Source organism: Mucilaginibacter koreensis (genome assembly GCF_054783355.1).
On record NZ_BAAGQS010000001.1, the window covers coordinates 1,767,986 to 1,791,074 of the forward strand.

The window sequence follows — 23,089 nt, forward strand, 5'->3', positions numbered from 1 at the left end:
TATGATTTATAACACAAACTAAAATTACCATGGCAAAGTATTCAGCAAAAGCACAAGAGAAAGTGCACGAGGAAATGCACGAAATGAAGGAAGGCAAATTAAAAACCAGTAACGGCAAAAAGGTAACCAATCCCAAACAAGCCATTGCCATCGGCCTGTCCGAAGCCCGTAAAGAAGGCGCTAAAGTGCCAAAGAAGAAAGATTAATAACAACAAAGCCGCTTTTTAAAGCGGCTTTGTTGTTATTGCTATTCAAATGATGCATCAGTTTTTACCCGTAAACGCATCCATAATTTCCATTAAAGTGATGGCTTCCTCAATACTGCAGGGATTTTCCTGCTCACCGTTAAACCAGGCCACTACTTGCTGAATCATTGGCTGTTCAATATGCTGCGGATGCTCGAAGGTAGTACTATGATTCTCAGTGCCTGCTTTCCAGCTTACTTGGTTTCCAAAAAACGGAAAGGTGATGCTCCCCTTACTCCCTACCACCACACACTCATCGATTACGTCGCTTTCGGCCACGTTAAAACACCAGGAGCCATTTACGGTTACCTGGTTTTCAAATAAAATATGTCCGCACACCTGGTCATCTGCCGGGTACAGGCCGGATTGATTGAGCGAAAAGCCCTGATAGGCCTTCGGCTTACCGAAGTAAAACAACATTAAATCCAGTTGGTGCGGTGCCAGGTCATGAAAGTAGCCGCCACCGCTTAGTTCGGGCTGTACCCGCCAGTTGGTAGCCACATCGGCCACCAGTGCAGGCTTAGGGCTCTGCCACATCCGTATTTGTACCGTGCGTACATCACCGATGACCTGTTCGTCCAGCAACTTCTTCACCAGCAAAAACATAGGCAGCGCCCGGCGGTAATGTGCTACCGAAAGCTTGGTGCTGCTGCTCTTCGCCGCTTCGGCAATCTGCCTTGCTTCATCGGCATTCAGCGTAACGGGTTTTTCCACGTAAACATGCAGGCCGCGCTGCAGGGCATCTATAGCATAAGGCATATGATTGGCAGGTGGAGTGGCAATATACACCGCCTCGATACCGGCCTGCGCCATCATCTCATTAGCATCCGCGTACCATTCGCCTACCCCATGCCGCTGTGCATAATCTTCGGCTTTGGCAGCATCGCGGCGCATTACAGCTTTAAGGCGACTGTTGGGCACTTTATTAAATGCCGGACCGCTCTTCTTTTCCGTTACATCGCCACAGCCTATAATTCCCCAGTTGATGGTTGCCATAAGTAGTTAATTACTTGAGTATACCTTCAATCTGTGAAAGCTCTTCTGCCGAAAACTGGATATTATCCAGACATTTCAATGAATCGGCCAGCTGTGCGGCACTGCTGGCACCTACCAGTACAGAAGTTACACGCTCATCTTTCAACAACCAGGACAGCGCCATTTGGGCAAGCGTTTGTTCGCGTTGCTGTGCTATTGCGTTCAGTTGTTTTACCTGGCTGATGCGTTCATCTGTTACCTCATTGGTTTGCAGGTGTCCGCTTAATTTGGCCGCACGGGAATCTTCGGGAATACCTTTTAAATACTTATTGGTGAGCAGGCCTTGTGCCAGTGGCGAGAACGGAATACAACCTACGCCGTTTTCTTCCAGTACATCCATTAAACCACCTTCCACCCAGCGCTCAAACATAGAATATTTGGGCTGATGGATTAAGCAAGGCGTACCCAGTTCTTTTAATATTTTAATGGCTTGCGCTGCTTCTTCGGCCTGGTAGTTAGAAATACCAACATACAGGGCTTTACCTTGCCGAACAATCAGATCCAGCGCCATCATGGTTTCCTCCAACGGCGTATCCGGGTCGGGGCGGTGACTGTAGAAAATATCCACGTAATCCAATTTCATGCGCTTCAGGCTTTGGTCGAGACTGGAAACCAGGTACTTTTTGCTTCCCCACTCGCCATACGGGCCGGGCCACATGCGGTAACCTGCCTTACTGGAAATAATCAGCTCATCGCGGTAACCTTTAAAATCCTGGTGCAGCAGTTTGCCAAAGTTTTCTTCGGCCGAGCCCGGCTCCGGGCCGTAGTTGTTGGCTAAATCAAAATGAGTAATACCACTGTCAAAAGCCAGGTGTAATATTTTCCGGAAGTTTTCTTCTACATCTACACTGCCGAAGTTATGCCACAGGCCCAGAGATACAGCCGGCAACAAAATGCCGCTGCGACCGCACCTGCGGTACAGCATATCATTATAGCGGTTAGCTGAAGGTAAATAATGCATGGTTGTTTTTTATTTTAGGTATTGAGCTAAGGTAATGTTTTTGACTTGATGAGGAGGGTTTGATTTTGAATTATTGCCGGATGGGATTTAGCTTTTCGTTTTGTGTTTCATGAGGACAGGGTTGTCAGTTATGAAAGCCAGTGGATGTTCTTTTTCTTTTTCCGCAAAAGAAAAAGAACCAAAAAGAAAACTCGTGGCTGCGTCTTTTTCTTTGAGGTGTGCAGTGGGAAGGCAACTGTGGTGGCAGCCGAAAAAGCCAAGGCCACATGGTGAGAATATTGGAGGTTCTGTGGTTATAGTTGCCTATAATAGGATTGACAGAATTTAAGAATGAACAGGATGGGATGTGGCATTTTGTTATCCCCCACGTCATTGCGAGGAACGAAGCAATCTCTCTGCATTTAACCCCTTCAAGCGTATAGAGATTGCTTCGTTCCTCGCAATGATGTTTTGGTGATGGGGGTGGTATCTGTTGTTTCTTGATTCTTGGCTCTTTGCTCTTGACTCTATTCTTCCCTTGTCAGCCCCTCAGCTTTGGGCGAAAGGCGGGCAGTACTCGTTGGGTGGTGCGCTGGCAAGAGGCCTTTTAGTGTTTGCACCAACACCCAACAAAGCACAGCCTGTTCATACGCAAACACTAAACAGCCTGTGGTGCTGACCGGCTTTGCTGGGCAGGCCCCGTGCGGCAAAAAAGCCTTACGGGGCTGTACTTGATTTTTTGTTACTTTTTGATCAAGCAAAAAGTAAACTGCCAAAAATAAAGCACAAGCTTAACAAAGTAGGTAGCAGCACTAACTCAACTCCCTGATTTTTACAAACACCATCACACCATAGGCCATTAGCACTAAAACATTAATTATCAGTACCCAATTCAAATCGGCATGGCGGTAGCGGTTGCGGGTACAAATAACAAGCAGTGTAATAAAACTGATAATGAGCAGTACGGGCAGTACCAAAGCCAACTTACTACTAGTATTAATATACAGGTGCTCCAGGTTGCCGGCTTTACCGGTGATGAAAGGCACCAGCGCAATTAACACTAAAATTAAAAACAGGCGTACCAGTGTTTTTGCTGCAATTTGACTTAACTTCATACCGGCAGTAAAAATAAGCAGCCGGGGGCGGCTATCCTAATGTATTTGAAGCCGAATACCAACGGGCTTAATTATATTCGTAGCCAGTATTTAAAACTGATATAATGCTTAAGAAAATCAGCTTGCTATTTACCGTAGTGTTGCTATGCTGCATGGCAGCTCAGGCCCAGCCCCGGCCTGCATTTCAAATTGTGCCGTTGGGTGTAAAGGGCGGTATTGATGAAAGCAATCTTTCTGCCTATATGGTGGCTGAGGCAGGTACCCGCAATTACGTTTGTTTAGATGCAGGCACTTTACACTATGGCATACTTCAGGCGGTAAAACAGCACACTTTTAACGTGCCGGTTACACAAGTGCTGCGACAATACATAAAAGGCTACTTGATTTCTCATTCGCACTTAGATCATTTATCAGGCCTGATTATTAATTCGCCTGATGACAGCGCCAAAACTATTTATGCTTTTGAAGATTGCATCAACACCTTTAAAACGCATTATTTTACCAACAAAAGCTGGAGTAATTTTGCCAATGAAGGCGAAGCGCCGCAGCTGAAAAAGTACACTTACCAGGTATTGCAACCGCAAGCAAGTATACCCGTTGCCGGAACCGGGATGCAGGTTACTGCCTACCCTTTAAGCCATGCTAACCTTACCAGTACAGCCTTTTTGCTCAACAGCAAAGGGAGCTACTTGCTATACCTGGGTGACACGGGCCCAGATGAAGTGGAAAAAAGCCAAAACCTACAGCACCTATGGCAGGCTATTGCGCCCCTGGTGAAAAACAAAAGCCTGAAGGCGTTAATGATTGAGGTATCTTTCCCGGATGAGCAGCCGGATAAAAGCCTGTTCGGTCACCTCACGCCACGCTGGCTGATGCAGGAACTCAAACAACTCGAAAGCTTCGCCGGTACCGGCAGCCTGAAAGGTTTTAAAGTAATCATTACCCACGTAAAGCCACCCGAAGAGCGGATTGCACAGTTGAGAAAGCAGTTGCAGGCGGAGAATACGTTGCAGTTGAATCTGATATTTCCGGAACAGGGGAAAGCGATAGATTTATAACGTTGTTCAAAACCTCATTTTAACTGCAGCGAAGAACATGAGGCTTAATAGTCAAAATACAGGTGCTTCGTTGCTGCTTAAAGTAACAATTTCATAATTTTAACCTATTAATAAAAGCAAAAGCTTAATTTATAGTATTTCTCCGGCTTGGAATTACTGCGCTGTCGTTCGTTAATATGAGCATCAAATAATAGTAAATTACTTTCGTATCAAGTGCGTAATGATCAACTATATGCTTTTAATGCAAAATGAAAAATAAGATTAAAGAAATCAACGAAATCATTAATTCATCTCCATGGATGGATATTTACATCTATAAATATGAGAAAGACCATTTAATCTTAGCCGCAAGTGAAGACTTCTGCTATTATCATAACTTAGAGATTCATTTCAAGAATGTTTATGCAATGGAAATTAACAATTGGTTTAAAATAGATACCCAAAGGCAGTTTCTTGAAATAACCGAACTTGACACGGAAGTGGGAGGATACCTGGTTCAAAAATTTTTAATCGAGAAAGGTCATACTATCTTTCAAATGATATCTGAAGATGATGAATATTTTTATATAGTGGCAAAGGACATTGATTATTCCAATCAGTTGGTCAAATATTATGAGTAGTATCCGTATAAGATGAAAGATAAAATCCAGCTATTAAATAGCATAATCAGTTCATATTCACATCTGGATTTCTATATGTATAGATGGATATACAGATCGGAAACTTTAATCTTGGCTGGAAGTGAAGATTATAAACGTATGCATAATATTGAGATATATTTTAAACAGGTGTTTACTATTGTATGTAACTCCTATTTTTCAATAGATATGCGGCGGCCATTTATTCATTTAATGGATGACATTGAAAAAGAAAGACAATTAAACATTAAATATGGTGTAACTATAGGAAACAGTATTTTTAAAATAAATTCGAATGAGAGGCAAGAATTTTACATCATGGCCGAAGATATAGACTACGTGCATGGCGTAGTAAAATACAATTAGCTTTTCTACTCATAACGCAGGTCCACCAATATATCATCTCAATTGACCCGCCCTGCGTTCTCGCAAGCGTCCAACCTATGGGTTACCAAGCATTTGAATAAATTCATAATTTGGACACTTGCGGGAACTGCTTAATTCATAGCCAATTTATAAGCTTCTGATGCATTACATATTTACAATTTAATACATCCCACTTAACATTTTCCTTATTGCAGGGTTTATAAAATACGCCCTAACAGGAAAAAATGAAACTCAACCTTTACATATTAATTTTGCTATGCCTGTTTGGTTTCGGCTGCAGGAACAAACCTGCGCGTGAAACGCAGCAGCAGATCACCGCTAACGATAGCATTCCACCAGTAGATACTACAACTCCGCGCCTAAAAATTACATGGGATAAAACAGGCAGGAAAATTTCGCACGATGTATACTTTGCCGAGTATGGCCGCATCAGGCGCTTACATGGCGATACGCTGCTGCTGATCTACCACTGCGGCGGCCCGGGTAACGAATGGGATAATATTGTACTGCGCAAAAGCAACGACAACGGCAACAACTGGCAAGCCCCTGTTACGGTTGCCAAAGATGATAACCCACAATATTATGGCTTTTCCACACCCGATTTACTGGTACTGAAGAACGGCTGGCTTTTAGTGGCTTACACTGGCCGCGGCAAGCCCGATGACAGTACGCATAACAACATACAGGTACGCATCAGTAAAAATAAAGGTGAAAGCTTTGGGCCGCCGGCTGTGGTAAGTGTAGGCCGTTCCTGGGAGCCGGGTTTAGTGCAACTACCCGATGGTGAGATTGAATTGTTTTTTTCTACAGAGCTATCAAGTTCGCGCAAATCATGGGGCCGACCCGAACAACGGGTTACATTGATGACCTCAAAAAATAACGGGCAAAATTGGAGCAAGGGTAAAGAGATCGCTTTTATGAAAGGCGGCCGCGATGGTATGCCGGTACCGCTGGTATTACAACACAACAAAGGCATTGTGGTGGCTATTGAATCGGTGCATAGCAAAAAATCGCCGTATATGCTGTGGTCGTCATTAAACAAAAAATGGGATTACAACACCCTGCCCTTTGAGGCCAATGGCCGGCGCTGGTTTGGCGCTGCCGGGAAGCTTTGGGCGGGTGCCCCATATATTATTCAGTTATCCACAGGCCAAACTTTGGTATCGGTACAAGATACCGGGGGCCGTAAAATTAACCGCTATACCAACTGGAAAAAGAACACCATGCTGGTGATGACCGGTAACAGCATGGCCAAAAACTTCACCAACGTTACTTATCCCTGGCCTCATCTGCCGGTAACTGAAGGCGCTTATTTTAATTCATTATTTTTAAAGAATGACAGCACCATCTTCGCTGTGAGCACCCGCAACTTTGCGGATAAGCATAGTGAGATTTGGCTGAAGGAAGGACACATCTGGCCGGATAAATAAGGATTGAGCGCATGACTGGAGGGAAGCCTATGATACAGGCTGCTCCGACTAAGTTTTTGCAGACTAACCCAGGTCAGCTTCAAAACACCAGAATATTGCTAAATGTTAAAGCATAAAAAAAGCCGGTTTCTTGCAAATCGGCTTTCTTTGTTGTGTGTATAAGGTAAGTAGGCTAAATGTCGAATGAAAAATCTTCATCTACTGTAATCCGTGCACTCTCAGCTATTTCACTGAATTCGTAGCGCTTTTCGGTTACATCCTGATGCGATTTGATGTAGTCAACCGTGTCTTTTAAACCTTCGGCAAACTTTTCAAAATCCTCCTTATACAAAAATATCTTATGCTTAACGAAAGATCCGTCTTCCAGGCGTTTTTTACTTTCGGTAATTGTGATGTAGTAATCATTTGAGCGCGTAGCCTTTACATCAAAGAAATAAGTTCTTTTACCGGCTCTTACTTTTTTTGAAAATACTTCATCACGTTCTCTGCTTTCAAAATCTCCCATTGCTTAAAAGTGTTGTATTAGTTTGATTGGCATAAATATATCAAAAATATTTATCGAACAAGGGTTTACGTAATAATATTTATTAACATTTAAACATTTTTCTCCGTCTTTTGTATACATGCCTTTTACTTACGCACTTTCTTGCTCTTCCAGCAACTGCTTTTCGTATAAATCAAAATACAAGCCCTTCATTTCCATCAAAGTATCATGATTTCCCTGCTCTGCAATACGCCCTTCGTCCATTACCAGTATATGATCGGCATTTTTTATCGTAGAAATACGATGGGCAATAATAATACTGGTTTTACCCTGCATAATACGGCCCAGATTATTTAATATCTCCTCTTCGGTGCGCGTATCTACCGCCGAAAGACAGTCGTCAAAAATCAAAATTTGCGGCTCTTTAATAATAGCCCTGGCGATAGATACCCGCTGCTTTTGTCCACCCGATAGGGTAATCCCCCGTTCGCCAATCATGGTTTTAAAACCGTTTTCAAACTCTGCAATATTCTGGTGAACGGCGGCATCACGGGCGGCCTGCTCCACCTTAGGCATATCCAGCACATCGGCGCTAAAGGCAATATTGTTGGCAATGGTATCAGAAAACAAAAACACCTCTTGTGGCACAAAGCCCAGTTGCGAGCGATAACTGTTCAGGTTCAACTGGTTAACCGGCTGCCCGTCAATGCGCACCTGTCCGCCTGTGGCATCATACATACGCATCAGCAGGTTGGCAATGGTTGATTTACCCGAACCTGTACGGCCAATAACTGCCAGCATTTGCCCCGGCTGCACCGAAAACGATACCGACTTGAGCGCCTGTATACCAGTATCGGGGTAGGTGAAATCAACCCTGTCAAAAGTTATCTGCCCTTTTACGTGCAGCGGCTTGTCGTTAGGCGAAACGATATCCGGCTGCTCATTTAAAAACTCATTAATACGTTTTTGCGAAGCGGCAGCACGTTGAATTAACGAGGTTACCCAACCCAAAGACAATACCGGAAAGGTTAACTGGTTTAAGTACACAATAAATTCGGCAATATTGCCCGAAGTAATGTTGCCCTTCATTACCTCAATGCCGCCAATATAAATGGTTAGAATAATGCTCAAGCCAATCAGGAGCAGCATCATGGGGTAAAACAGCGCCTGTACCCGTACCAGTTCCATAGAATGGGTTTTATAATTTTCGCTCTCAGCCTCAAACTTTTGATTGATAAAACCTTCGCGTACGTAAGATTTCACCACCCTGATCCCTGAAATATTTTCCTGCACAAAGCTGGAGAGCGATGACAACCGTTCCTGTATGCGCTCGCTGCGAAAATTGATGATATTGTTCACATAGTAAATACTCACCACCAAAATAGGCAAAGGCAATAAGGAAAATACGGTAAGCCGCACGTTTACCCCCACCATGGCAAATACCACCAGTAAAAACAACACAATGGTATTAATGGCATACATAATGGCCGGCCCCAGGTACATACGCACACGGCTTACATCTTCAGTAGCTCGGTTCATCAAATCGCCGGTGTTGTGGCGTCGATAAAAAGCCAGTGAGAGTTGCTGGTAGTGATGGTAAATTTCGTTCTTTAAATCATATTCAATATGCCTTGACATCAAAATGATGGTTTGCCGCATAAAAAACAGAAATAAGCCACGCATCAGCGACAGCGCCAAAACCAGTACACCAAACAGCAGTAAACTTGAACCAAATATCTGGTAAATTACCTGCTGCCGTTCAAAGCCGTTGAAAAGGCGGTACAGGCGTATATTTTCTACCACTAAATCAAAAGCAATACGAATCACCTGTGCCGGTAGTACGCTGAAGATGTTGGAGATGATAACGAAGATGATTCCCGGTATCAGCCGCCAGCGGTATTTATAAAAGAACTTGTTTAAATAGGCTAAATGTTTCATTCCTGAAAGCAAAGGTAGAGAATTGCTTGGTTAGTTGTTCATGAGGAAAGCTGACATCGGCTGATGATGTTTTACCTTTTTACTTTTTCTATCTATGAACTATCAACTATGAACCATCATCTATCAACTAATCACTACAAACTATCAGCAAAAAAATCGTACTTTTGCACAAAATTTAACGGGCCTGTAGGCAGGCTGTAATTCAACCGGACGGTATTTTACTTTTTTACAAACTTTAAAGGTCTAAAAGTACTTGTAGTGATAAAATTCGGGTTGAACACGTTAGCCAAATACTACGCTGTTAAATTTAGAGTTAAAGCATTGAGTACAACATCTACAAACCGTTCTTATACATGTTAAATAGAAGGCACCTTCGAGTAAAAGTATTACAGGCCCTGTATGCCTATCACCAGTCTGATGACAAAGACATTAAGCAGCACGAAAAAAACCTGCTCACCAGCATTGACAAAGTATACGAGATGTATATCTGGATGCTGTCGCTGATAGATGAGGTTGCGCATTACTCCGAGCGCGATGCCGAGGAGCGGGCCAACAAATATCTGCCTACGGCCGATGACCTGGCACCCAACCTTAAAATTACCACCAACCGTTTTTTAACTTCACTGGAGCAGAACAAGGATTACCTGGCTGCCCTCAAAAAGTATAAAATTTCCTGGGATTTTGACCCCGAGCTGGCCAAATCACTGTTCACCATCCTGAAAAATGCAGATGAGTATAAAGCTTATTTAGCCAAAACTGATGATTCCCTGCATTCGGATAAAGATATTATCAAGTTCATCTTTAAAAAGGTAATTTTAAAATCATCACTGGCAGAGCAGGTGTTTGAGGATAAATTTATCTTCTGGCCGGTAGATAAAGAAGTTTTACAGGCACTGATTGCCAAAACGTTCAAAAATTTCTCGAACGATAACCCGAACGAGAACAAGCTGGCCGAGGTAACCGCCAACTGGGCCGAAGACCGCGACTTTATTGTAGATTTATTTGAGCAAAGCATCAGGCATAATAAGGAGTACCAGGAGTTGATTAACGGTAAAACCCAAAACTGGGAGCCTGAGCGCATTGCCATGATGGATACGCTGCTGATGAAGATGGCTATTACAGAATTTATTAACTTTACATCGGTACCGGTTAAAGTAACCATTAATGAGTATCTGGAAATTGCCAAAGAATTCAGCACACCTAAGAGTAACTCATTTATAAATGGTATTTTAGATAAGTTGCTGATTGATTTGAAAACAGCTAACCGCGTACGCAAAACCGGCAGAGGACTAATTGAGTAACCCCGAGATATGAAAAACTATTTGTTGATACTGGCCGCCGCAGGCATGCTGGCTGCCTGTAACCAAAACAGCCAAAGCACTGCAGCTGCAAACGGCACTGCTGCCACCGAAGCTACAGATACGGTAAACGTTCCCGTAATGAAATTTAAAGACATTACGCATGATTTCGGCAAGATTAAAACCGGCGACAAGGTGCATTATGAGTTCAGCTTCACCAATACGGGTAAATCTCCTTTGATTATTAAGGATGCAGTGGCCTCATGCGGCTGCACCAAGCCCGAGTGGCCCAAAGAGCCTATTGCGCCCGGCGCTACCGGCTTAATTAAAGTAACGTTTGACAGTGCCGGCAAATCGGGTTTGCAGGATAAGCAAATTACCATTACCGCCAATACCAACCCGGCCCAAAATATGGTGCACCTGATTGGTGAAGTAACCGCAAGTTAATTATTTTAAACATTGTACATGATAGCAACTATTTTTTTAATGCAGCCTGCTGGCGGCAGTAGCGGTATTGCCGGTTTCCTGCCCATGATTTTGATTGTGATCGTATTTTACTTCTTCATGATCAGGCCTCAGGTGAAAAAGCAAAAAGACCAGAAGAAATATGTGGATGAACTGAAAAAAGGCGACCGCGTAGTTACCAGTTCAGGCATCCACGGTAGAATTTATGAAGTAGGCGAAACCACTTTTTTAGTGGAAGTTGATAACGGCGTTCGCATTAAATTTGATAAAGCTGCCATTTCATTAGATGCCTCAAAAGCATTGAATACACCTGCAGTAACTAAAGCTTAAAAGGGCACCCTTTTTAAATAAAATGCCGTTCCGTTTGTAATTAGCCGGACGGCATTTTAATTTTAACCGTTTGTTAAAAGCATTATATGGCCATCATCAAGCTATCAGCATCAGAGCGCAGAAGGTTTACGGTGTTTACCACCTGCCTGGTGCTGGCTGCTGTAGCCTGGCTGCTTACCGGCCTGGGCAGCAACTACAGCTATCAGGCCACCGGAGTACTTGCCTACCGCAACTCGCCCCAAAAGCGGGCTTTTCGTTCACTGCAGTCTGATACGGTTAGCATTACCCTGCAGGGCACAGGCTGGCAAATGCTGTTTGCACGCTTAGGCAGCAGCATACGTACCATACCGGTTGATTTACACACCCTCGAACATCAGAATTTTTTGGTGCTCAGCAACCAGTTGCGCACCATCAACAACCCAAAATATGGCGAACAGAGAATATTAGCCATCAGTCCGGATACTTTATATTATGATTTTACCAAGCGTTTGATCAAAAAAGTACCGGTGCAGCTCATCAGCGCCATTGGTTTCGAACACCAGTATGCACCCTATGATGCTACCGTAATTAAGCCGGCTTATGTAACCATAAGCGGACCGGGCAATTTGATTGACAGCATTAAGTTTTGGCAAACCGACTCTTTAAACCTTAATGATGTGGACGGCACCGTAAATGCTAAAGTACGGTTACAGGCAGTTAAAGAGGGTAATCTTACGGTTTACCCTAAAGTAGTCCAGGTGCAAATTCCGGTAGATGAATTTACGGAGAAAACGCTCGAAATACCGGTAAAGCTGATTAACAATCCGCATTATTATAATGTGAAACTGTTTCCGCAAAAAGTTAAAATCACTTTTACTACGGCACTGACCCGTTATAAAGAAACCGATGAAGATTTTTTTGAGGCTGTTGCCGACTTCCAATTGTGGACAGACCATAAAAACAGCGTGCTGCCGGTAAAACTTACACGCGTACCCGCTTATTGCCGCATTGTACGCGTTGAGCCCCGAACAGTGGATTTTATTATTGCTAAATAATGCTTAAGATAGGAATTACCGGTAATATAGGCAGCGGCAAAACCACCGTGAGCAAAATGTTTGAGTTGCTGGATATCCCGGTATTTTATGCCGATGATGAAGCTAAAAAAGTAATGACTGCTGATGCCATTCTGGTAGCATCGCTAAAAGAAACTTTTGGGCCCGAAGCTTATTTTACTGATGGCAGCCTGAACCGCAAATTTATAGCCGGCATTGTATTTAACAACCCTGCTGAACTGGCCAAACTAAATGCCATTGTACACCCGGCCGTATTCAGGGCATTTGACAATTGGGTGCTGCGTTACCCCCACGCACTTTATGTAGCTAAAGAAGCGGCTTTGCTGTTTGAGAGCAGTTCGTACCGCATGTGCGATTACTCGGTAGTAGTAACCGCCCCCTTACCACTGCGTTTGCAAAGGGTAATTAAACGTGACCAGATTACGCTTGAGGAAGCCGAAAACCGGAATGCCCGACAAATGCCCGAAGAGAAAAAAGTGAAGCTGGCCGATTATCATATCGTAAACGATGAAAGCCGGCTGGTAATTCCGCAAGTATTGCAATTGCATGAGCGGTTTAAAACCCTGGCCCAACCAGCATGATTTTAGATGACTTTATCAGCCTCGACGAAACAGGCCTGTACTGCCCTTACGGTAAGTTTTATATCGATCCTAAACAGCCGGTAGAAATAGCATTGGTTTCACATGCCCATGCCGACCATGCGGTTGCCGGTAACCAGCAGGTGTATTGCACTGCCCCTACTGCTGCTTTTATGCAATTACGGTATGGTAAAAGTGCAGGCAAGCAATTCCATATTACGCATTGGCACCAGGCTTTTGCCGTAAATGGAGTAAACATCACCTTTATACCCGCCGGGCACATGTTGGGATCGGCCCAGATTTTAATGGAATACCAGGGCACCCGCTACCTTTACACCGGCGACTATAAATTGCAGCCCGACCCTACCTGCGAGCCATTAGAATGGGCAAAAGCCGACGTGCTGATTACTGAAAGCACTTTTGCTAATCCCTCCGTACAGCACCCCGACCCTGTTGCAGAGATCAGTAAACTGAATGAAATAAAAAGTAATATCATGCTTGGCGCTTACGCTTTGGGCAAGGCCCAGCGCTTAACCGCCATGATTAATACTTACGCGCCGCATAAAAAGGTGCTGATTCATCATCGTATTCTGCCGTTACATCAATTATATCAGAACAATGGCATTACATTGGGCAATTACCAGCTTTATGGCCGCAAACTAATGAAAACACAGGGCGAGTACGTATACATTGTACCGCCGCTTACATTCGATAGTTACTTTAGGGCGGTGGGTGTAAAGCGTTTATTTGCTTCGGGATGGAGCAATTTGCAAGTGAACAAGCAAGATACCCTATTCATATCCGACCATGTGGACTGGAATGATATTTTAACCACTATTGCACAGGTGCAGCCCCGGCAGGTATGGACTTTGCACGGCGACGGCCGCCACCTGAAAGAACATTTTAAAGATCAGCTTACGGTAAAACTGTTGAACTAATGCTGCAGGAAGGTATTGATTATTACATTAATGAGGATGGCTTGTATGTATTTACACGTGAGTACCATTTAAAACGTGGTTATTGCTGCAAAAACAAATGCCTGCATTGCCCCTGGGACTACGGAAAACCAAAAGCCCTTAAACAAAATAAAAATAAATAACATATTTGTATTAATTTTAAGGTTATGCAGATAGAAAAGGAAATACAGGCCAGTAAATTTGAAGACAATCACCACAGAGTAATTGTAAATTTAAGCTATACCTATGGCTGGCTGAATAACCTGCTGCGTTATGAGTTTGAAAAATACAACCTCACCAGCCAGCAGTTTAACGTGCTTCGTATCCTGAGAGGGCAATATCCCAATCCTGCTACCGTAAATTTGATTAAAGAGCGCATGGTAGACAAAATGTCTGACGCCTCGCGCATTGTTGACCGCCTGGTGCAAAAAAACCTGGTATCGCGCTGTACCAATAATAAAGACCGCCGTGCGGTTGATATCCGCATCAGCGATGAAGGCCTGGAGGTATTGGGCAAAATGGACCAGGAATTTCAGATGAAAAATCTGCTTAAACAAAACCTTACCGATCAGGAAGCAGTTGCCTTAAGTGATTTATTAGATAAATTGCGGGGGTAAATTTAAAATCCCCTACCCTTTTCTGGCAGCCACCATCATATGCGGACTAAATACCATGAGTTCTGTATTGCTTTCTGTAGCTTTTAACAATTCCATCATGGCTTGCTTTTTGGCCGCGTCTGCACGGGTTTCAAAGTACTTGCTGTCCAGCCAAATCATGCCTTCCACAGCATAAATTTGCTCAAACTGTAATCCGGCAACGCTCACTTCATTCATTAACTCTTGGGGATAATGGTAATAAGCCTGGGGCAAAATACCAGGCAATGTGGCCGGTGCGTGGTGCTCACCTGTAGTTAGTTCTGTTTTACACATCTCTAAAAAGCCAGGCACATGCATCATTCCATTTAGCAAGCCAGGCAGTGTAGAGGCAGCGCGCCCAATGGCAAACCCCAGCACTATGCCACCAGGTTTGAGCACCCGTAGTGCTTCAGCTAACGCCGCTATACGGTCGGTTTTATGTTGAAGGTGATACAAAGGTCCATGAAGGATGACCATATCGGCGTAATCATTTTTAAAATTCAATTTACGCGCCTCTCCCACGCTACTTTGGTAACGGCTTTTAAGCTTGGCTGCCCGTTTCTCTGCTTGTTGGACATGCTTCAGTACCGGATCAATCAAATGCACCTGGTGGCCTTGTTTGGCCAGCCATTCGGCATAAATGCCAGGGCCGCCCCCTACATCAAGTACAATCCCACTCCCTGTTGGTAAATAGCGACTAATCAAATCTTTGTTACGCTCAAACTCCAGCGGGCCCAGGCCTAACTGTAACCTGGCTTCTTCAGATGTTTGTGAATAAAATTGTGCGATGTCCTGATGAATGGAACCGGCAGTACTCATGGGTAATTATAATTTGTGATTCCTATCTTTTAAAACGGCAAACCAATACCAAAATTCAACTGCATAAAGTGATAGGTATCGTTTGAGTTCTGCGGGTCAACCGTATTAGAATTGGCAATGCGGTAATTGCGTTTAAAGTCGCCTTCATGAAACAATTCCCTGAAGTGTTTAACCAGCACATACTGGTCTGAGCCCGAAAACTGCGGATCTTTAAATTTAAAAGCTACATCTAAACGGAAAATGAAATAACTTAAATCAAACCGCAAACCAGTTCCAACGCCAATAGCGGTGGAGTTCCACAGGTTGTTCAGTTTGAACTCGCCGCCCGGGTTATCATCAGTTTGGTGCAGGCGCCATACGTTACCAAAATCTGTAAACATAGCTCCTTTCAGCTTTGCACCGAACAGGTTGTTGGCAATGGTGTAACGGTATTCAGCATTACCAATAATCTTAATTTCACCAAATTGGTCGAGGTACCGCAATCTCGAGCGAAGGGTATCTGCCCGGTTATCGGCACCGTACGAGGCACGGGTAAAATTACCGGGGCCCAGTGTGCGCGGCAGCCATGCCCGAATATCATTGGCACCGCCGGCATAAAAGTTCTTTTCAAAAATCAGCAAATCACTGTTGCCATAAGGCACCCCAATGCCCGGATTAATGCGGAAAATGAACTGGCGCTCCCCGCCCAGATGTTTATAGAAGCGCAGGTCAATTTCGCCTTTGGCATACTGCGAGAACGTATATCCAAACAAGGTACGGTTACCGGCTGTATCGCGCTTGGTATTAAACAAGCGGCTCAGCAGGTTTAAATTGTTACCGCCTATATCAACCGAACCCCTGAAATATGTAAAATCATCGTAAGTATTCAGTCGGTTGGCATTTAACTGGAAAGTGTACTGGCTACCAATGGTAAATATGGTACGGCCAATGAGGTAAACATAAGAGTAGCGGTTATAATTGAGTAACTGCTGACGGGCAAAGGGATCAATGGTACCCCTTGAAAACTCGATATTGATAGGCGTAAGCGTATGCAGCTTGCGGCTGGTTTCGGCCCAGTCATAAGTTAGTGAGTTGATAAAGCTTTGCCGCTTTACCAGCCCGTTTTGGTAAAACAGCGAGTAAGTAGAGGATAGTATGGTATGCGGCACACCGTATTTGCCCAGTGTAGGAAAATTGAACGGTGAAACAATGCGCGGGAAAATCAAACTGGCCCCTGCTTTAAAATCCTGATTTTCTATGTAGCCACCGCTGTTAATGGCATTACCGTTGGCATTAAACAGCACGCTCCAGTTCAGCTTAATTTGCAGTGCTACAGCTTGCTTAAACAGGTTATGGTTAGTAAAAGTATTACCCAGGTTATATCCAAACCGGTTACCGTTAAACAGCACTTCTGCCTCCACCCGGTCTGATTTTTGTTTGAGCGGCACTAGGTCAATCTGCGTGTTCAGCCGGTTCGTACTGTCGGGCAGTTTAGTATAAGTAGGGTTGGGTACATTACGAAATACATTCAGTTCAGAAAGCCTGGAGGTAGTTAAGTTCTGTTGGTTGATATCATAGATATCGCCTTTGCGCTGAAAGGTATAACGTGTTAAAATATTAGGCTTAAACTTGCCCGAATAATCCACAAACCTGAACTGCGAATCTACCTGCAGGGTATCGCGCTTACCCGGCTTACGGCCATTGCTGTTGGCTACCACAATCAATGTATTGTTAATGGAGTAAACAGGATGAGCGGATTTACCTTCGGGATTGGTAATGATCATCTTTATATCAACCACACTGTTGTTAAAAGTAGAGTCGTAATTGAAGCTGATGTACTGGCGGAAAAAATCGTAATAACCATTTTGCTTCATTACCTGGTAAAACTGGTCGCGGTCAAAAGCCAGACTGTCCAGGTCAAAGCGGTCGCCTGGTTGGATGTGCGAAAAACGATGCCGGTTCACCCGGTATAAAGCTTCCACTTTTTTATCCAGAATGCTATCCTGAAACTTACGTATCCTGAACATCGGCCCCTCAACAGCGCTGAAGTACAAATGGGCCTTCTTGTTTTTAACCGTAATGCTATCCGAAACTTTTGCCTTCAGGTAACCTTTATTCTGTAAAAACTTCTCCATCTGCACCCGCGAAAACTCAACCAGGTTGCTGTCTAAAATAGCTGGTGGATCGCCTATATTCCGTTTCCCGTTTTTGCTGAACAGGTAATAAAATTGAAGGTTAAGGTAATTATTGGGCTGAATTTGCTTGTCTACATAGGTTTCTGCAGCTTCGGTAAACTCTTTATCAACGCCGGTAATAGTCACCTTACGCACCAGGGCTTCATTATTTTTTAAACGGCGGGTAAGGCTGCAACCGGTGGTTAAAAGCAAAAGAATACTTAATATTGCAAGGTAAAAATCAGGCTTCGCGAATGCTTTCAAAATCTCAAATCGGTTTATTAAAGTCCTTACAGCAAAAAAAGTTTCGCAGGGAGCACGGCTTTTTCCTGGTAGAAGGGCATAAATCTGTTACAGAGTTTGCCCAATCCAATTACCAGATTGAAAGCGTTTACTACACTCCTGATGCAGCAACATTGTTAAATAAACTACCAAAGAAACTAAATTTCCAGCAGATTACGGACAGTGACATTCAAAAAATCAGCAGCCTTACTACACCGCAGCAGGTAATAGCCCTGGTAAAAATACCAGCCTGGCCACTATTGAACGCCCAACAACTGAAAGGTAAATTTAGTTTGGTGCTTGATGGCATCCAAGACCCTGGCAACCTGGGCACCATTATCCGCACGGCCGACTGGTTTGGCATTGAGCATATTATTTGCTCAGAAGATACGGTGGATGCATACAACCCCAAAGTGGTACAAGCCACCATGGGCTCACTGGCCAGGGTGAACATACATTATACCGGTTTAGCAAATATTTTACCTACCCTGCAACTACCACTGTATGGCGCTTTGTTAAAAGGCAATAACATTTACCAAACCGATTTTGGCACCGAAGGCCTGATTGTAATGGGCAACGAAGGCAACGGCCTCCGCCCCGAAATTGAGCAGCTGGTGAGCCATGCCATCACTATACCGCGGCTGGGTAAGGCCGAGTCGTTAAATGTGGCTATTGCTACTTCTATCTTCTGCTCAGAAGTGAGTAGAAAAACATTGAAATAAATTAGGCAAAACTCAAATATATTTCTAATTTTGCCTTCCTGAAAAATGGTCGGGTGGCCGAGTGGCTAGGCAGAGGTCTGCAAAACCTCGTACAGCGGTTCGAATCCGCTCTCGACCTCACCAGGTTTCATACATTAAAATCTAACACCATGGGCGTTACACGTTTAAAAAGAAAAGACAGAAGAAATAAAACTTTCTCTCGTTTAGAAGTACAAGGCTTAAAGCTGGCTACCAACTTACAGCCAGGCAGCCGCTCAAAAGAGCCTAAAAACAGCCAATTAGCTAAAAATAACGAAATTTTAGCTCAATTAACTGCTTCTGCTAAGTAATCAGCCTCTTCCCCTGCTCTCTGAAAAGAAGAGCGAGATGGAACCTGAATTACTAACAAAAAATTAAAATCCTGTAGGTTTATACCGACAGGATTTTTTTATTGATACGGCTGATTAAGCCCGGTCCTTCATAAATAAAGCCAGTATATAATTGCACCAGCGCAGCGCCGGCTTCCAGTTTTTCCATCGCATCCTGCTCTGAGTGAATACCTCCTACCCCAATAACCGGGAATGCGTTGCTGGATTTTTGCACCAAATATCTGATCACTTCTGTTGAACGATGCGTTAAGGGCTTACCGCTCAGGCCACCGGTTTGGCTTTTTAAGCTCTCGGGCGAATTTAACCCCTCGCGGCTAATGGTGGTATTGGTAGCAATCACGCCGGCAATACCGCTCTCCTGCACAATCTCAATAATATCATTCAGCTGCTCATTGGTTAAATCAGGCGCTATTTTAAGCAGGATGGGTTTTTGTAAAGGCTGCTGCTTGTTAAGATATTGCAATGTGTTCAGGATATCCAGCAGCGGTCCCTTTTCCTGCAAGGCACGCAAACCGGGGGTATTGGGTGAGCTCACATTCACTACAAAGTAATCTAACACCTCGTGCAGGCGGTTAAAACATTTCACATAATCATCCACTGCCTGCTCATTGGGCGTATTTTTGTTTTTGCCGATATTGCCACCAATAATTACCGGATTTCTCTGAAATGCTTCGCTTTTGCGATAGGCTGTAATACGCGCCGCCAGTACATCTACACCTTTATTATTAAAGCCCATGCGGTTAATGAGTGCTGCATCGGCCGGCAGCCTGAACATACGGGGCTTTTCGTTACCGGGCTGCGGTAAAGGGGTTACTGTGCCTACCTCTATAAAACCAAAACCCAGGTTAGCCATTTCGGCAATCAGCTCTCCGTTTTTATCAAAACCGGCAGCCAAACCCACCGGATTTTTAAATTTAAGGCCGAATACTTCGCGCTCCAGCCGGACATCCTGCCTGCTCCAAACACCACGGCTCAGGGCTGCCCCGCCGGGTATGCGGTTGACTAACTGCAGGCCATTGGTAACGGCATGATGCACTTTCTCGGGATCAAATTTAAACAGTATGGGTTTGAGTAACGAATACATAGCACGAAGGTATAATTTATAAGGGAGTTTTGCACGAATGGTGTAAATCCTATATCTTGCCTATACTTAACCTGTTATTAACCGATGAACAACCGCCGCCATTTTATCAAAAGCGCTGCCTTAACCGCTGCCGCTTCACTCACCATTCCTGAAATTGTATCAGCTGCTGCTACTGCCCCAAGCGCAAAAAAGGTAGCGTTGAAACCGAATGATATCATCCTCTTTCAAGGCGATTCGATTACTGATTGGGGGCGCGACCGCAACAAAGCCATTCCTAATGATTTTGGCGCATTGGGCACCGGATATTCTTACCTGAGTGCTGCCGAACTGCTATGTAAATATCCTTCCTACCAATTGCACGTGTATAATCGTGGCGTAGGCGGCAACAAGGTTTACCAGCTGGCCGAACGCTGGGATGCCGATTGCCTGGCACTTAAACCTACCGTGCTCAGCATTATGATTGGGGTAAACGATTACTGGCACACCCTCACCGGCGGTTACAAAGGCACTATTGATACCTACCGCACCGACTACCGTAAGCTGTTAGACCGTACCCAGCAAGCCCTGCCCGGCATCCGCCTAATTATAGGCGAACCCTTTGCTATTAAAGGTGTAAAGGCGGTGGACGAAAAATGGTATCCGGCTTTTGATAGCTACCGCCAGGTATCGCGCGAAGTTGCCAAGGAGTACGGTGCAGCTTTCATTCCCTATCAGTCTATTATGGACAAGGCCATAGAAGATGCGCCAGCAGCTTACTGGTCGTTGGATGGGGTACATCCTTCGGTAGCTGGGGCGAAGCTGATGTCGCAGGCGTGGATGGAGACAGTGAAGTAGTTCAAATTGTAAGCAGGTTAAATAACGTCATCCTGAATTTATTTCAGGATTTCTCGTGATGAGTTCTACTTTAGTTAGTTTTTGCTGCTATCCGCTTGGGTGGTTCTGTGCTTTAATCTCCTGCAGTTTACTTTTTGCTTGATCAAAAAGTAACAAAAAATCAAGGCAGAAACAACCCTTCCTCGCGCAAGGCCACCGCATGGTCCGGGCGGTTTCTGCCAGCCCAACGCGACTAAGTGTAGATTTTTGCTCACCAATTTGTCATTCTGAGCAATAGCGAAGGACCCATAAACTTACTTTAGCGTCGCGCCTACCATCATCACTTATTATCTATCAATAAATGAACAACAGATTCTACATATCTTTACTTTCCTTCTTCAGCGTTATCAAAAAATAAAGCTTTCAACTCCTTAGCATCATCAGGTTTCATTTTACCACCTAAAATTAAACGTAACTGGCGGCGGCGCAGGGCACCGTCATACAGCGATAGATCTTCGTCGGTTTCAGGGGTTAATTCCGGAATTGGGATGGTATGGTTGTCTTTGTCCAAAGCCACAAAAGTATAATAGGCTTCGTTGCTTTTTATTTTGGTGCCTGATGGTATATTTTGTGCCCATACATCCAGCCGTACTTCTACTGAAGTGTTGAATGCACGGGTTACTTTAGATTCAATCATTACGGCATCGCCCAGCTTAATGGGATGTTTAAAAGAAACATTATCTACCGAGGCGGTTACTACAATGCGGTTGCAATGTTTTTGGGCAGCCATGGCAGCGCCAATATCCATCCAGTACAGCAGGCGGCCGCCCATCAGGTTGCCTAAAGTGTTGGTATCATTGGGTAATACCAATTCATTCATTACGGTATACGAGTCTTTAGGCGTTTTTTTGATCATAAAAGTAAATTAAGCTGCAAATATAACATTTGCCGCACCAACCGAATGCAGAAGCGGGCCGGAAACTAACGGTTAGCCGTATTCAGTAAGCGGTAGCCTACCAGCTCGTCCCAGCGGGCACCGGCCGGATGATAGTAAACCAGCAATTGATAATCATTCTCGGTCTCAAAATGGCTGCCTTCCAGCAACGTATAATCCGGTTTGTTGGTAGCTTTATCTACCCATACGTACTGGTAATCGTATATACCCTGTTTCAGAAATGTATCAGTATAAAAGCGGTTCCGAACCTGGTCGAAATCCATTTTACCAGTGGGGGTTAGCTGGTAATTGTTGAACTTACCAATGATGTAAGCATCGCCCTGCTGGTTGGTTTTGTTGGCTGCCAGGGTAAAATATACATGTGCATAGTCGGCATCCACATTCGGGTCGCGGCCATCCTGGTTACGGATGAAGAAGTTACCGTTATCATCATACTGAAAGATATAAGCCGGCTGGTTACGAGGGTAGTCATTCAGCAGCATTATAGTATTGGCTGTATCACGGTAAATTTTAGCTACCTGCTGCGAATTGAGCTTTAGGGTACGCAGGTCAATCAGCCTGAACTCGTTGCCGCCTGGAAAATCATTGGTATTTAAATCACTATACAATAACTGGTTGCCACGTATCTGAAAAGGTTGGGGCGTGAATACGGCGGTTTCGGGCCGGGCATTCTGCATCACCATCGGCTTCAAATCGGTAGTCGGGTTTTGCACATACAGGCTGCCATAATCAACCTGAAAATTAATTTTTTGATGGCTTGGCCGTAACTGCACTTCATTTGAAGGCACCATTTGGGCCAGAATATTCACCCGGGGGTTCACTACGTACATGCGCCGGGTAAGTACTGGTTGCGAGGGATTACCATCTTCATACACCTTCAGCAAATAGTTACCCGAAAACTTGGGAGCAATGTTTTGGTTGGGCACTTTTACCTCATAGTGAATATACTTTTGCAGCGTGCCTGAAGCATAAGCATAATTCAAAATACGATCTTCGGTGAAGCCCTGCAAATATTCAACCGGTTGAATATTGGACAGTGACCAGTCTGCCTCGCAGTGCTGAATGGTATAATAATACTGGCGCGAATTGTTGGTCAGGTCATCAAAACTCAGGGTAATTTGCTCACCTGAATTAAGGGCGATGAGCGGGAAAGAGCCCTCTTTACTGCTGTTATAACACTGCACGCTCTTAATTTCCGGACGGTAAACGGCATCGGTGTTGATTGTTTGGGCGTTGCAGGCGAGAGATATCAGCAGAAATGCAGCTGCAAATAGAGACCGCACTATATTAAAAGCGTCATTGCGAGGAA

General features: G+C 44.3%; 25 protein-coding genes and 1 tRNA gene. 16 read left to right on the plus strand and 10 right to left on the minus strand.

The genetic code is table 11. The features are described 5' to 3' along the window. Window positions 1-29: 29 nt before the first annotated feature. The gene (locus ACYVNW_RS08010) at window positions 30-206 is read left to right on the plus strand and encodes a DUF6496 domain-containing protein (protein ID WP_460679328.1); all 177 of its coding nucleotides are present in this window, start codon (window positions 30-32) and stop codon (window positions 204-206) included. 57 nt (window positions 207-263) lie between these two features. Here ACYVNW_RS08010 and ACYVNW_RS08015 read toward each other — a convergent pair whose 3' ends face one another. The 3 genes from ACYVNW_RS08015 to ACYVNW_RS08025 form a co-directional block, all read right to left on the minus strand. Next, window positions 264-1,241: a Gfo/Idh/MocA family protein gene (locus ACYVNW_RS08015; RefSeq protein ID WP_460679329.1), complete on the minus strand. Its 978-nt coding sequence runs from the start codon at window positions 1,239-1,241 to the stop codon at window positions 264-266. 10 nt (window positions 1,242-1,251) lie between these two features. Beyond that, window positions 1,252-2,241, minus strand: a complete 990-nt coding sequence (gene mgrA, locus ACYVNW_RS08020) for an L-glyceraldehyde 3-phosphate reductase (protein WP_460679330.1) — start codon at window positions 2,239-2,241, stop codon at window positions 1,252-1,254. 791 nt (window positions 2,242-3,032) lie between these two features. Next, complete coding sequence (locus ACYVNW_RS08025; RefSeq protein WP_460679331.1) at window positions 3,033-3,335, minus strand: hypothetical protein; 303 nt, start codon at window positions 3,333-3,335, stop codon at window positions 3,033-3,035. 104 nt (window positions 3,336-3,439) lie between these two features. Here ACYVNW_RS08025 and ACYVNW_RS08030 point away from each other — a divergent pair, with 104 nt between their 5' ends. The 3 genes from ACYVNW_RS08030 (at window position 3,440) to ACYVNW_RS08040 (ending at window position 6,848) form a co-directional block, all read left to right on the plus strand. Next, window positions 3,440-4,393 carry an MBL fold metallo-hydrolase gene (locus tag ACYVNW_RS08030; RefSeq protein ID WP_460679332.1) on the plus strand — a complete coding sequence of 318 codons (954 nt, stop codon included), beginning with the start codon at window positions 3,440-3,442 and terminating at the stop codon, window positions 4,391-4,393. 248 nt (window positions 4,394-4,641) lie between these two features. Continuing rightward, on the plus strand, window positions 4,642-5,013 hold the full coding sequence (locus tag ACYVNW_RS08035; RefSeq protein WP_460679333.1) for a hypothetical protein: 372 nt from the start codon (window positions 4,642-4,644) through the stop codon (window positions 5,011-5,013). A gap of 629 nt (window positions 5,014-5,642) precedes the next feature. Further along, on the plus strand, window positions 5,643-6,848 hold the full coding sequence (locus ACYVNW_RS08040; protein ID WP_460679334.1) for a sialidase family protein: 1,206 nt from the start codon (window positions 5,643-5,645) through the stop codon (window positions 6,846-6,848). A 172-nt stretch (window positions 6,849-7,020) separates the two neighbouring features. On the opposite strand, the gene ACYVNW_RS08045 is transcribed toward ACYVNW_RS08040, so the two are convergent. Both ACYVNW_RS08045 and ACYVNW_RS08050 read right to left on the minus strand, forming a co-directional pair. Further along, a complete protein-coding gene (locus ACYVNW_RS08045; RefSeq protein WP_460679335.1) occupies window positions 7,021-7,353 on the minus strand; it encodes a DUF3276 family protein in 333 nt (110 codons plus the stop codon). A 129-nt stretch (window positions 7,354-7,482) separates the two neighbouring features. Beyond that, window positions 7,483-9,270 carry an ABC transporter ATP-binding protein gene (locus ACYVNW_RS08050; protein ID WP_460679336.1) on the minus strand — a complete coding sequence of 596 codons (1,788 nt, stop codon included), beginning with the start codon at window positions 9,268-9,270 and terminating at the stop codon, window positions 7,483-7,485. A 353-nt stretch (window positions 9,271-9,623) separates the two neighbouring features. On the opposite strand from ACYVNW_RS08050, the gene nusB reads away from it, so the two are divergent. The 8 genes from nusB (at window position 9,624) to ACYVNW_RS08090 (ending at window position 14,566) form a co-directional block, all read left to right on the plus strand. Next, complete coding sequence (nusB, locus tag ACYVNW_RS08055; protein ID WP_460679337.1) at window positions 9,624-10,571, plus strand: transcription antitermination factor NusB; 948 nt, start codon at window positions 9,624-9,626, stop codon at window positions 10,569-10,571. Between the two features lie 9 nt (window positions 10,572-10,580). Further along, window positions 10,581-11,015, plus strand: a complete 435-nt coding sequence (locus tag ACYVNW_RS08060; RefSeq protein ID WP_460679338.1) for a DUF1573 domain-containing protein — start codon at window positions 10,581-10,583, stop codon at window positions 11,013-11,015. A gap of 18 nt (window positions 11,016-11,033) precedes the next feature. After that, complete coding sequence (gene yajC / locus ACYVNW_RS08065) at window positions 11,034-11,363, plus strand: preprotein translocase subunit YajC (protein ID WP_460679339.1); 330 nt, start codon at window positions 11,034-11,036, stop codon at window positions 11,361-11,363. Window positions 11,364-11,449: 86 nt separating this feature from the next. Beyond that, entirely contained in the window at window positions 11,450-12,397 is a 948-nt protein-coding gene (locus tag ACYVNW_RS08070; RefSeq protein ID WP_460679340.1) for a CdaR family protein, read from the plus strand. Continuing rightward, a complete protein-coding gene (gene coaE, locus ACYVNW_RS08075; protein ID WP_460679341.1) occupies window positions 12,397-12,996 on the plus strand; it encodes a dephospho-CoA kinase in 600 nt (199 codons plus the stop codon). The genes ACYVNW_RS08070 and coaE overlap by 1 nt, the downstream gene beginning before the upstream one ends. Then, window positions 12,993-13,931: an MBL fold metallo-hydrolase gene (locus tag ACYVNW_RS08080; RefSeq protein ID WP_460679342.1), complete on the plus strand. Its 939-nt coding sequence runs from the start codon at window positions 12,993-12,995 to the stop codon at window positions 13,929-13,931. The genes coaE and ACYVNW_RS08080 overlap by 4 nt, the downstream gene beginning before the upstream one ends. Further along, window positions 13,931-14,092 (plus strand): DUF5522 domain-containing protein, encoded by a 162-nt coding sequence (locus tag ACYVNW_RS08085; protein ID WP_460679343.1) that lies wholly within the window; start codon window positions 13,931-13,933, stop codon window positions 14,090-14,092. The genes ACYVNW_RS08080 and ACYVNW_RS08085 overlap by 1 nt, the downstream gene beginning before the upstream one ends. A gap of 24 nt (window positions 14,093-14,116) precedes the next feature. Continuing rightward, a complete protein-coding gene (locus tag ACYVNW_RS08090) occupies window positions 14,117-14,566 on the plus strand; it encodes a MarR family winged helix-turn-helix transcriptional regulator (protein ID WP_460679344.1) in 450 nt (149 codons plus the stop codon). A gap of 12 nt (window positions 14,567-14,578) precedes the next feature. Here the strand turns inward: ACYVNW_RS08090 and ACYVNW_RS08095 are convergent, their stop codons facing one another. Continuing rightward, on the minus strand, window positions 14,579-15,403 hold the full coding sequence (locus ACYVNW_RS08095; protein WP_460679345.1) for a class I SAM-dependent methyltransferase: 825 nt from the start codon (window positions 15,401-15,403) through the stop codon (window positions 14,579-14,581). A gap of 29 nt (window positions 15,404-15,432) precedes the next feature. Continuing rightward, window positions 15,433-17,769, minus strand: coding sequence for a translocation and assembly module lipoprotein TamL (gene tamL, locus ACYVNW_RS08100; protein ID WP_460679346.1), 2,337 nt, complete (start codon window positions 17,767-17,769; stop codon window positions 15,433-15,435). Window positions 17,770-17,810: 41 nt separating this feature from the next. On the opposite strand from tamL, the gene ACYVNW_RS08105 reads away from it, so the two are divergent. The 3 genes from ACYVNW_RS08105 (at window position 17,811) to ACYVNW_RS08115 (ending at window position 18,889) form a co-directional block, all read left to right on the plus strand. After that, window positions 17,811-18,560, plus strand: coding sequence for a TrmH family RNA methyltransferase (locus tag ACYVNW_RS08105; RefSeq protein WP_460679347.1), 750 nt, complete (start codon window positions 17,811-17,813; stop codon window positions 18,558-18,560). 47 nt (window positions 18,561-18,607) lie between these two features. Further along, window positions 18,608-18,678, plus strand: a tRNA-Cys gene (locus ACYVNW_RS08110). 31 nt (window positions 18,679-18,709) lie between these two features. Then, entirely contained in the window at window positions 18,710-18,889 is a 180-nt protein-coding gene (locus tag ACYVNW_RS08115; protein ID WP_460679348.1) for a spore protein, read from the plus strand. A gap of 79 nt (window positions 18,890-18,968) precedes the next feature. Here ACYVNW_RS08115 and ACYVNW_RS08120 read toward each other — a convergent pair whose 3' ends face one another. Continuing rightward, on the minus strand, window positions 18,969-20,012 hold the full coding sequence (locus tag ACYVNW_RS08120; RefSeq protein ID WP_460679349.1) for a quinone-dependent dihydroorotate dehydrogenase: 1,044 nt from the start codon (window positions 20,010-20,012) through the stop codon (window positions 18,969-18,971). Between the two features lie 84 nt (window positions 20,013-20,096). On the opposite strand from ACYVNW_RS08120, the gene ACYVNW_RS08125 reads away from it, so the two are divergent. Beyond that, entirely contained in the window at window positions 20,097-20,846 is a 750-nt protein-coding gene (locus ACYVNW_RS08125) for an SGNH/GDSL hydrolase family protein (protein ID WP_460679350.1), read from the plus strand. A gap of 364 nt (window positions 20,847-21,210) precedes the next feature. Here the strand turns inward: ACYVNW_RS08125 and ACYVNW_RS08130 are convergent, their stop codons facing one another. Together ACYVNW_RS08130 and ACYVNW_RS08135 are read right to left on the minus strand one after the other, a co-directional pair. After that, entirely contained in the window at window positions 21,211-21,741 is a 531-nt protein-coding gene (locus ACYVNW_RS08130; protein WP_460679351.1) for an acyl-CoA thioesterase, read from the minus strand. A gap of 65 nt (window positions 21,742-21,806) precedes the next feature. After that, window positions 21,807-23,063 (minus strand): type IX secretion system plug protein, encoded by a 1,257-nt coding sequence (locus ACYVNW_RS08135; RefSeq protein ID WP_460679352.1) that lies wholly within the window; start codon window positions 23,061-23,063, stop codon window positions 21,807-21,809. Window positions 23,064-23,089: the final 26 nt, after the last annotated feature.

Coding starts and splice junctions, on each gene's coding strand:
- ACYVNW_RS08080 (WP_460679342.1), top strand. CDS start 12,993: ATGATTTTAGATGACTTTATCAGCCTCGACGAAACAGGCCTGTACTGC.
- mgrA (WP_460679330.1), bottom strand. CDS start 2,241: ATGCATTATTTACCTTCAGCTAACCGCTATAATGATATGCTGTACCGC.
- ACYVNW_RS08115 (WP_460679348.1), top strand. CDS start 18,710: ATGGGCGTTACACGTTTAAAAAGAAAAGACAGAAGAAATAAAACTTTC.
- ACYVNW_RS08025 (WP_460679331.1), bottom strand. CDS start 3,335: ATGAAGTTAAGTCAAATTGCAGCAAAAACACTGGTACGCCTGTTTTTA.
- ACYVNW_RS08125 (WP_460679350.1), top strand. CDS start 20,097: ATGAACAACCGCCGCCATTTTATCAAAAGCGCTGCCTTAACCGCTGCC.
- ACYVNW_RS08095 (WP_460679345.1), bottom strand. CDS start 15,403: ATGAGTACTGCCGGTTCCATTCATCAGGACATCGCACAATTTTATTCA.
- ACYVNW_RS08015 (WP_460679329.1), bottom strand. CDS start 1,241: ATGGCAACCATCAACTGGGGAATTATAGGCTGTGGCGATGTAACGGAA.
- ACYVNW_RS08050 (WP_460679336.1), bottom strand. CDS start 9,270: ATGAAACATTTAGCCTATTTAAACAAGTTCTTTTATAAATACCGCTGG.
- ACYVNW_RS08060 (WP_460679338.1), top strand. CDS start 10,581: ATGAAAAACTATTTGTTGATACTGGCCGCCGCAGGCATGCTGGCTGCC.
- ACYVNW_RS08085 (WP_460679343.1), top strand. CDS start 13,931: ATGCTGCAGGAAGGTATTGATTATTACATTAATGAGGATGGCTTGTAT.
- coaE (WP_460679341.1), top strand. CDS start 12,397: ATGCTTAAGATAGGAATTACCGGTAATATAGGCAGCGGCAAAACCACC.
- ACYVNW_RS08030 (WP_460679332.1), top strand. CDS start 3,440: ATGCTTAAGAAAATCAGCTTGCTATTTACCGTAGTGTTGCTATGCTGC.
- ACYVNW_RS08090 (WP_460679344.1), top strand. CDS start 14,117: ATGCAGATAGAAAAGGAAATACAGGCCAGTAAATTTGAAGACAATCAC.
- yajC (WP_460679339.1), top strand. CDS start 11,034: ATGATAGCAACTATTTTTTTAATGCAGCCTGCTGGCGGCAGTAGCGGT.
- ACYVNW_RS08040 (WP_460679334.1), top strand. CDS start 5,643: ATGAAACTCAACCTTTACATATTAATTTTGCTATGCCTGTTTGGTTTC.
- ACYVNW_RS08070 (WP_460679340.1), top strand. CDS start 11,450: ATGGCCATCATCAAGCTATCAGCATCAGAGCGCAGAAGGTTTACGGTG.
- ACYVNW_RS08105 (WP_460679347.1), top strand. CDS start 17,811: ATGCTTTCAAAATCTCAAATCGGTTTATTAAAGTCCTTACAGCAAAAA.
- ACYVNW_RS08045 (WP_460679335.1), bottom strand. CDS start 7,353: ATGGGAGATTTTGAAAGCAGAGAACGTGATGAAGTATTTTCAAAAAAA.
- nusB (WP_460679337.1), top strand. CDS start 9,624: ATGTTAAATAGAAGGCACCTTCGAGTAAAAGTATTACAGGCCCTGTAT.
- ACYVNW_RS08120 (WP_460679349.1), bottom strand. CDS start 20,012: ATGTATTCGTTACTCAAACCCATACTGTTTAAATTTGATCCCGAGAAA.
- ACYVNW_RS08130 (WP_460679351.1), bottom strand. CDS start 21,741: ATGATCAAAAAAACGCCTAAAGACTCGTATACCGTAATGAATGAATTG.
- ACYVNW_RS08010 (WP_460679328.1), top strand. CDS start 30: ATGGCAAAGTATTCAGCAAAAGCACAAGAGAAAGTGCACGAGGAAATG.
- ACYVNW_RS08035 (WP_460679333.1), top strand. CDS start 4,642: ATGAAAAATAAGATTAAAGAAATCAACGAAATCATTAATTCATCTCCA.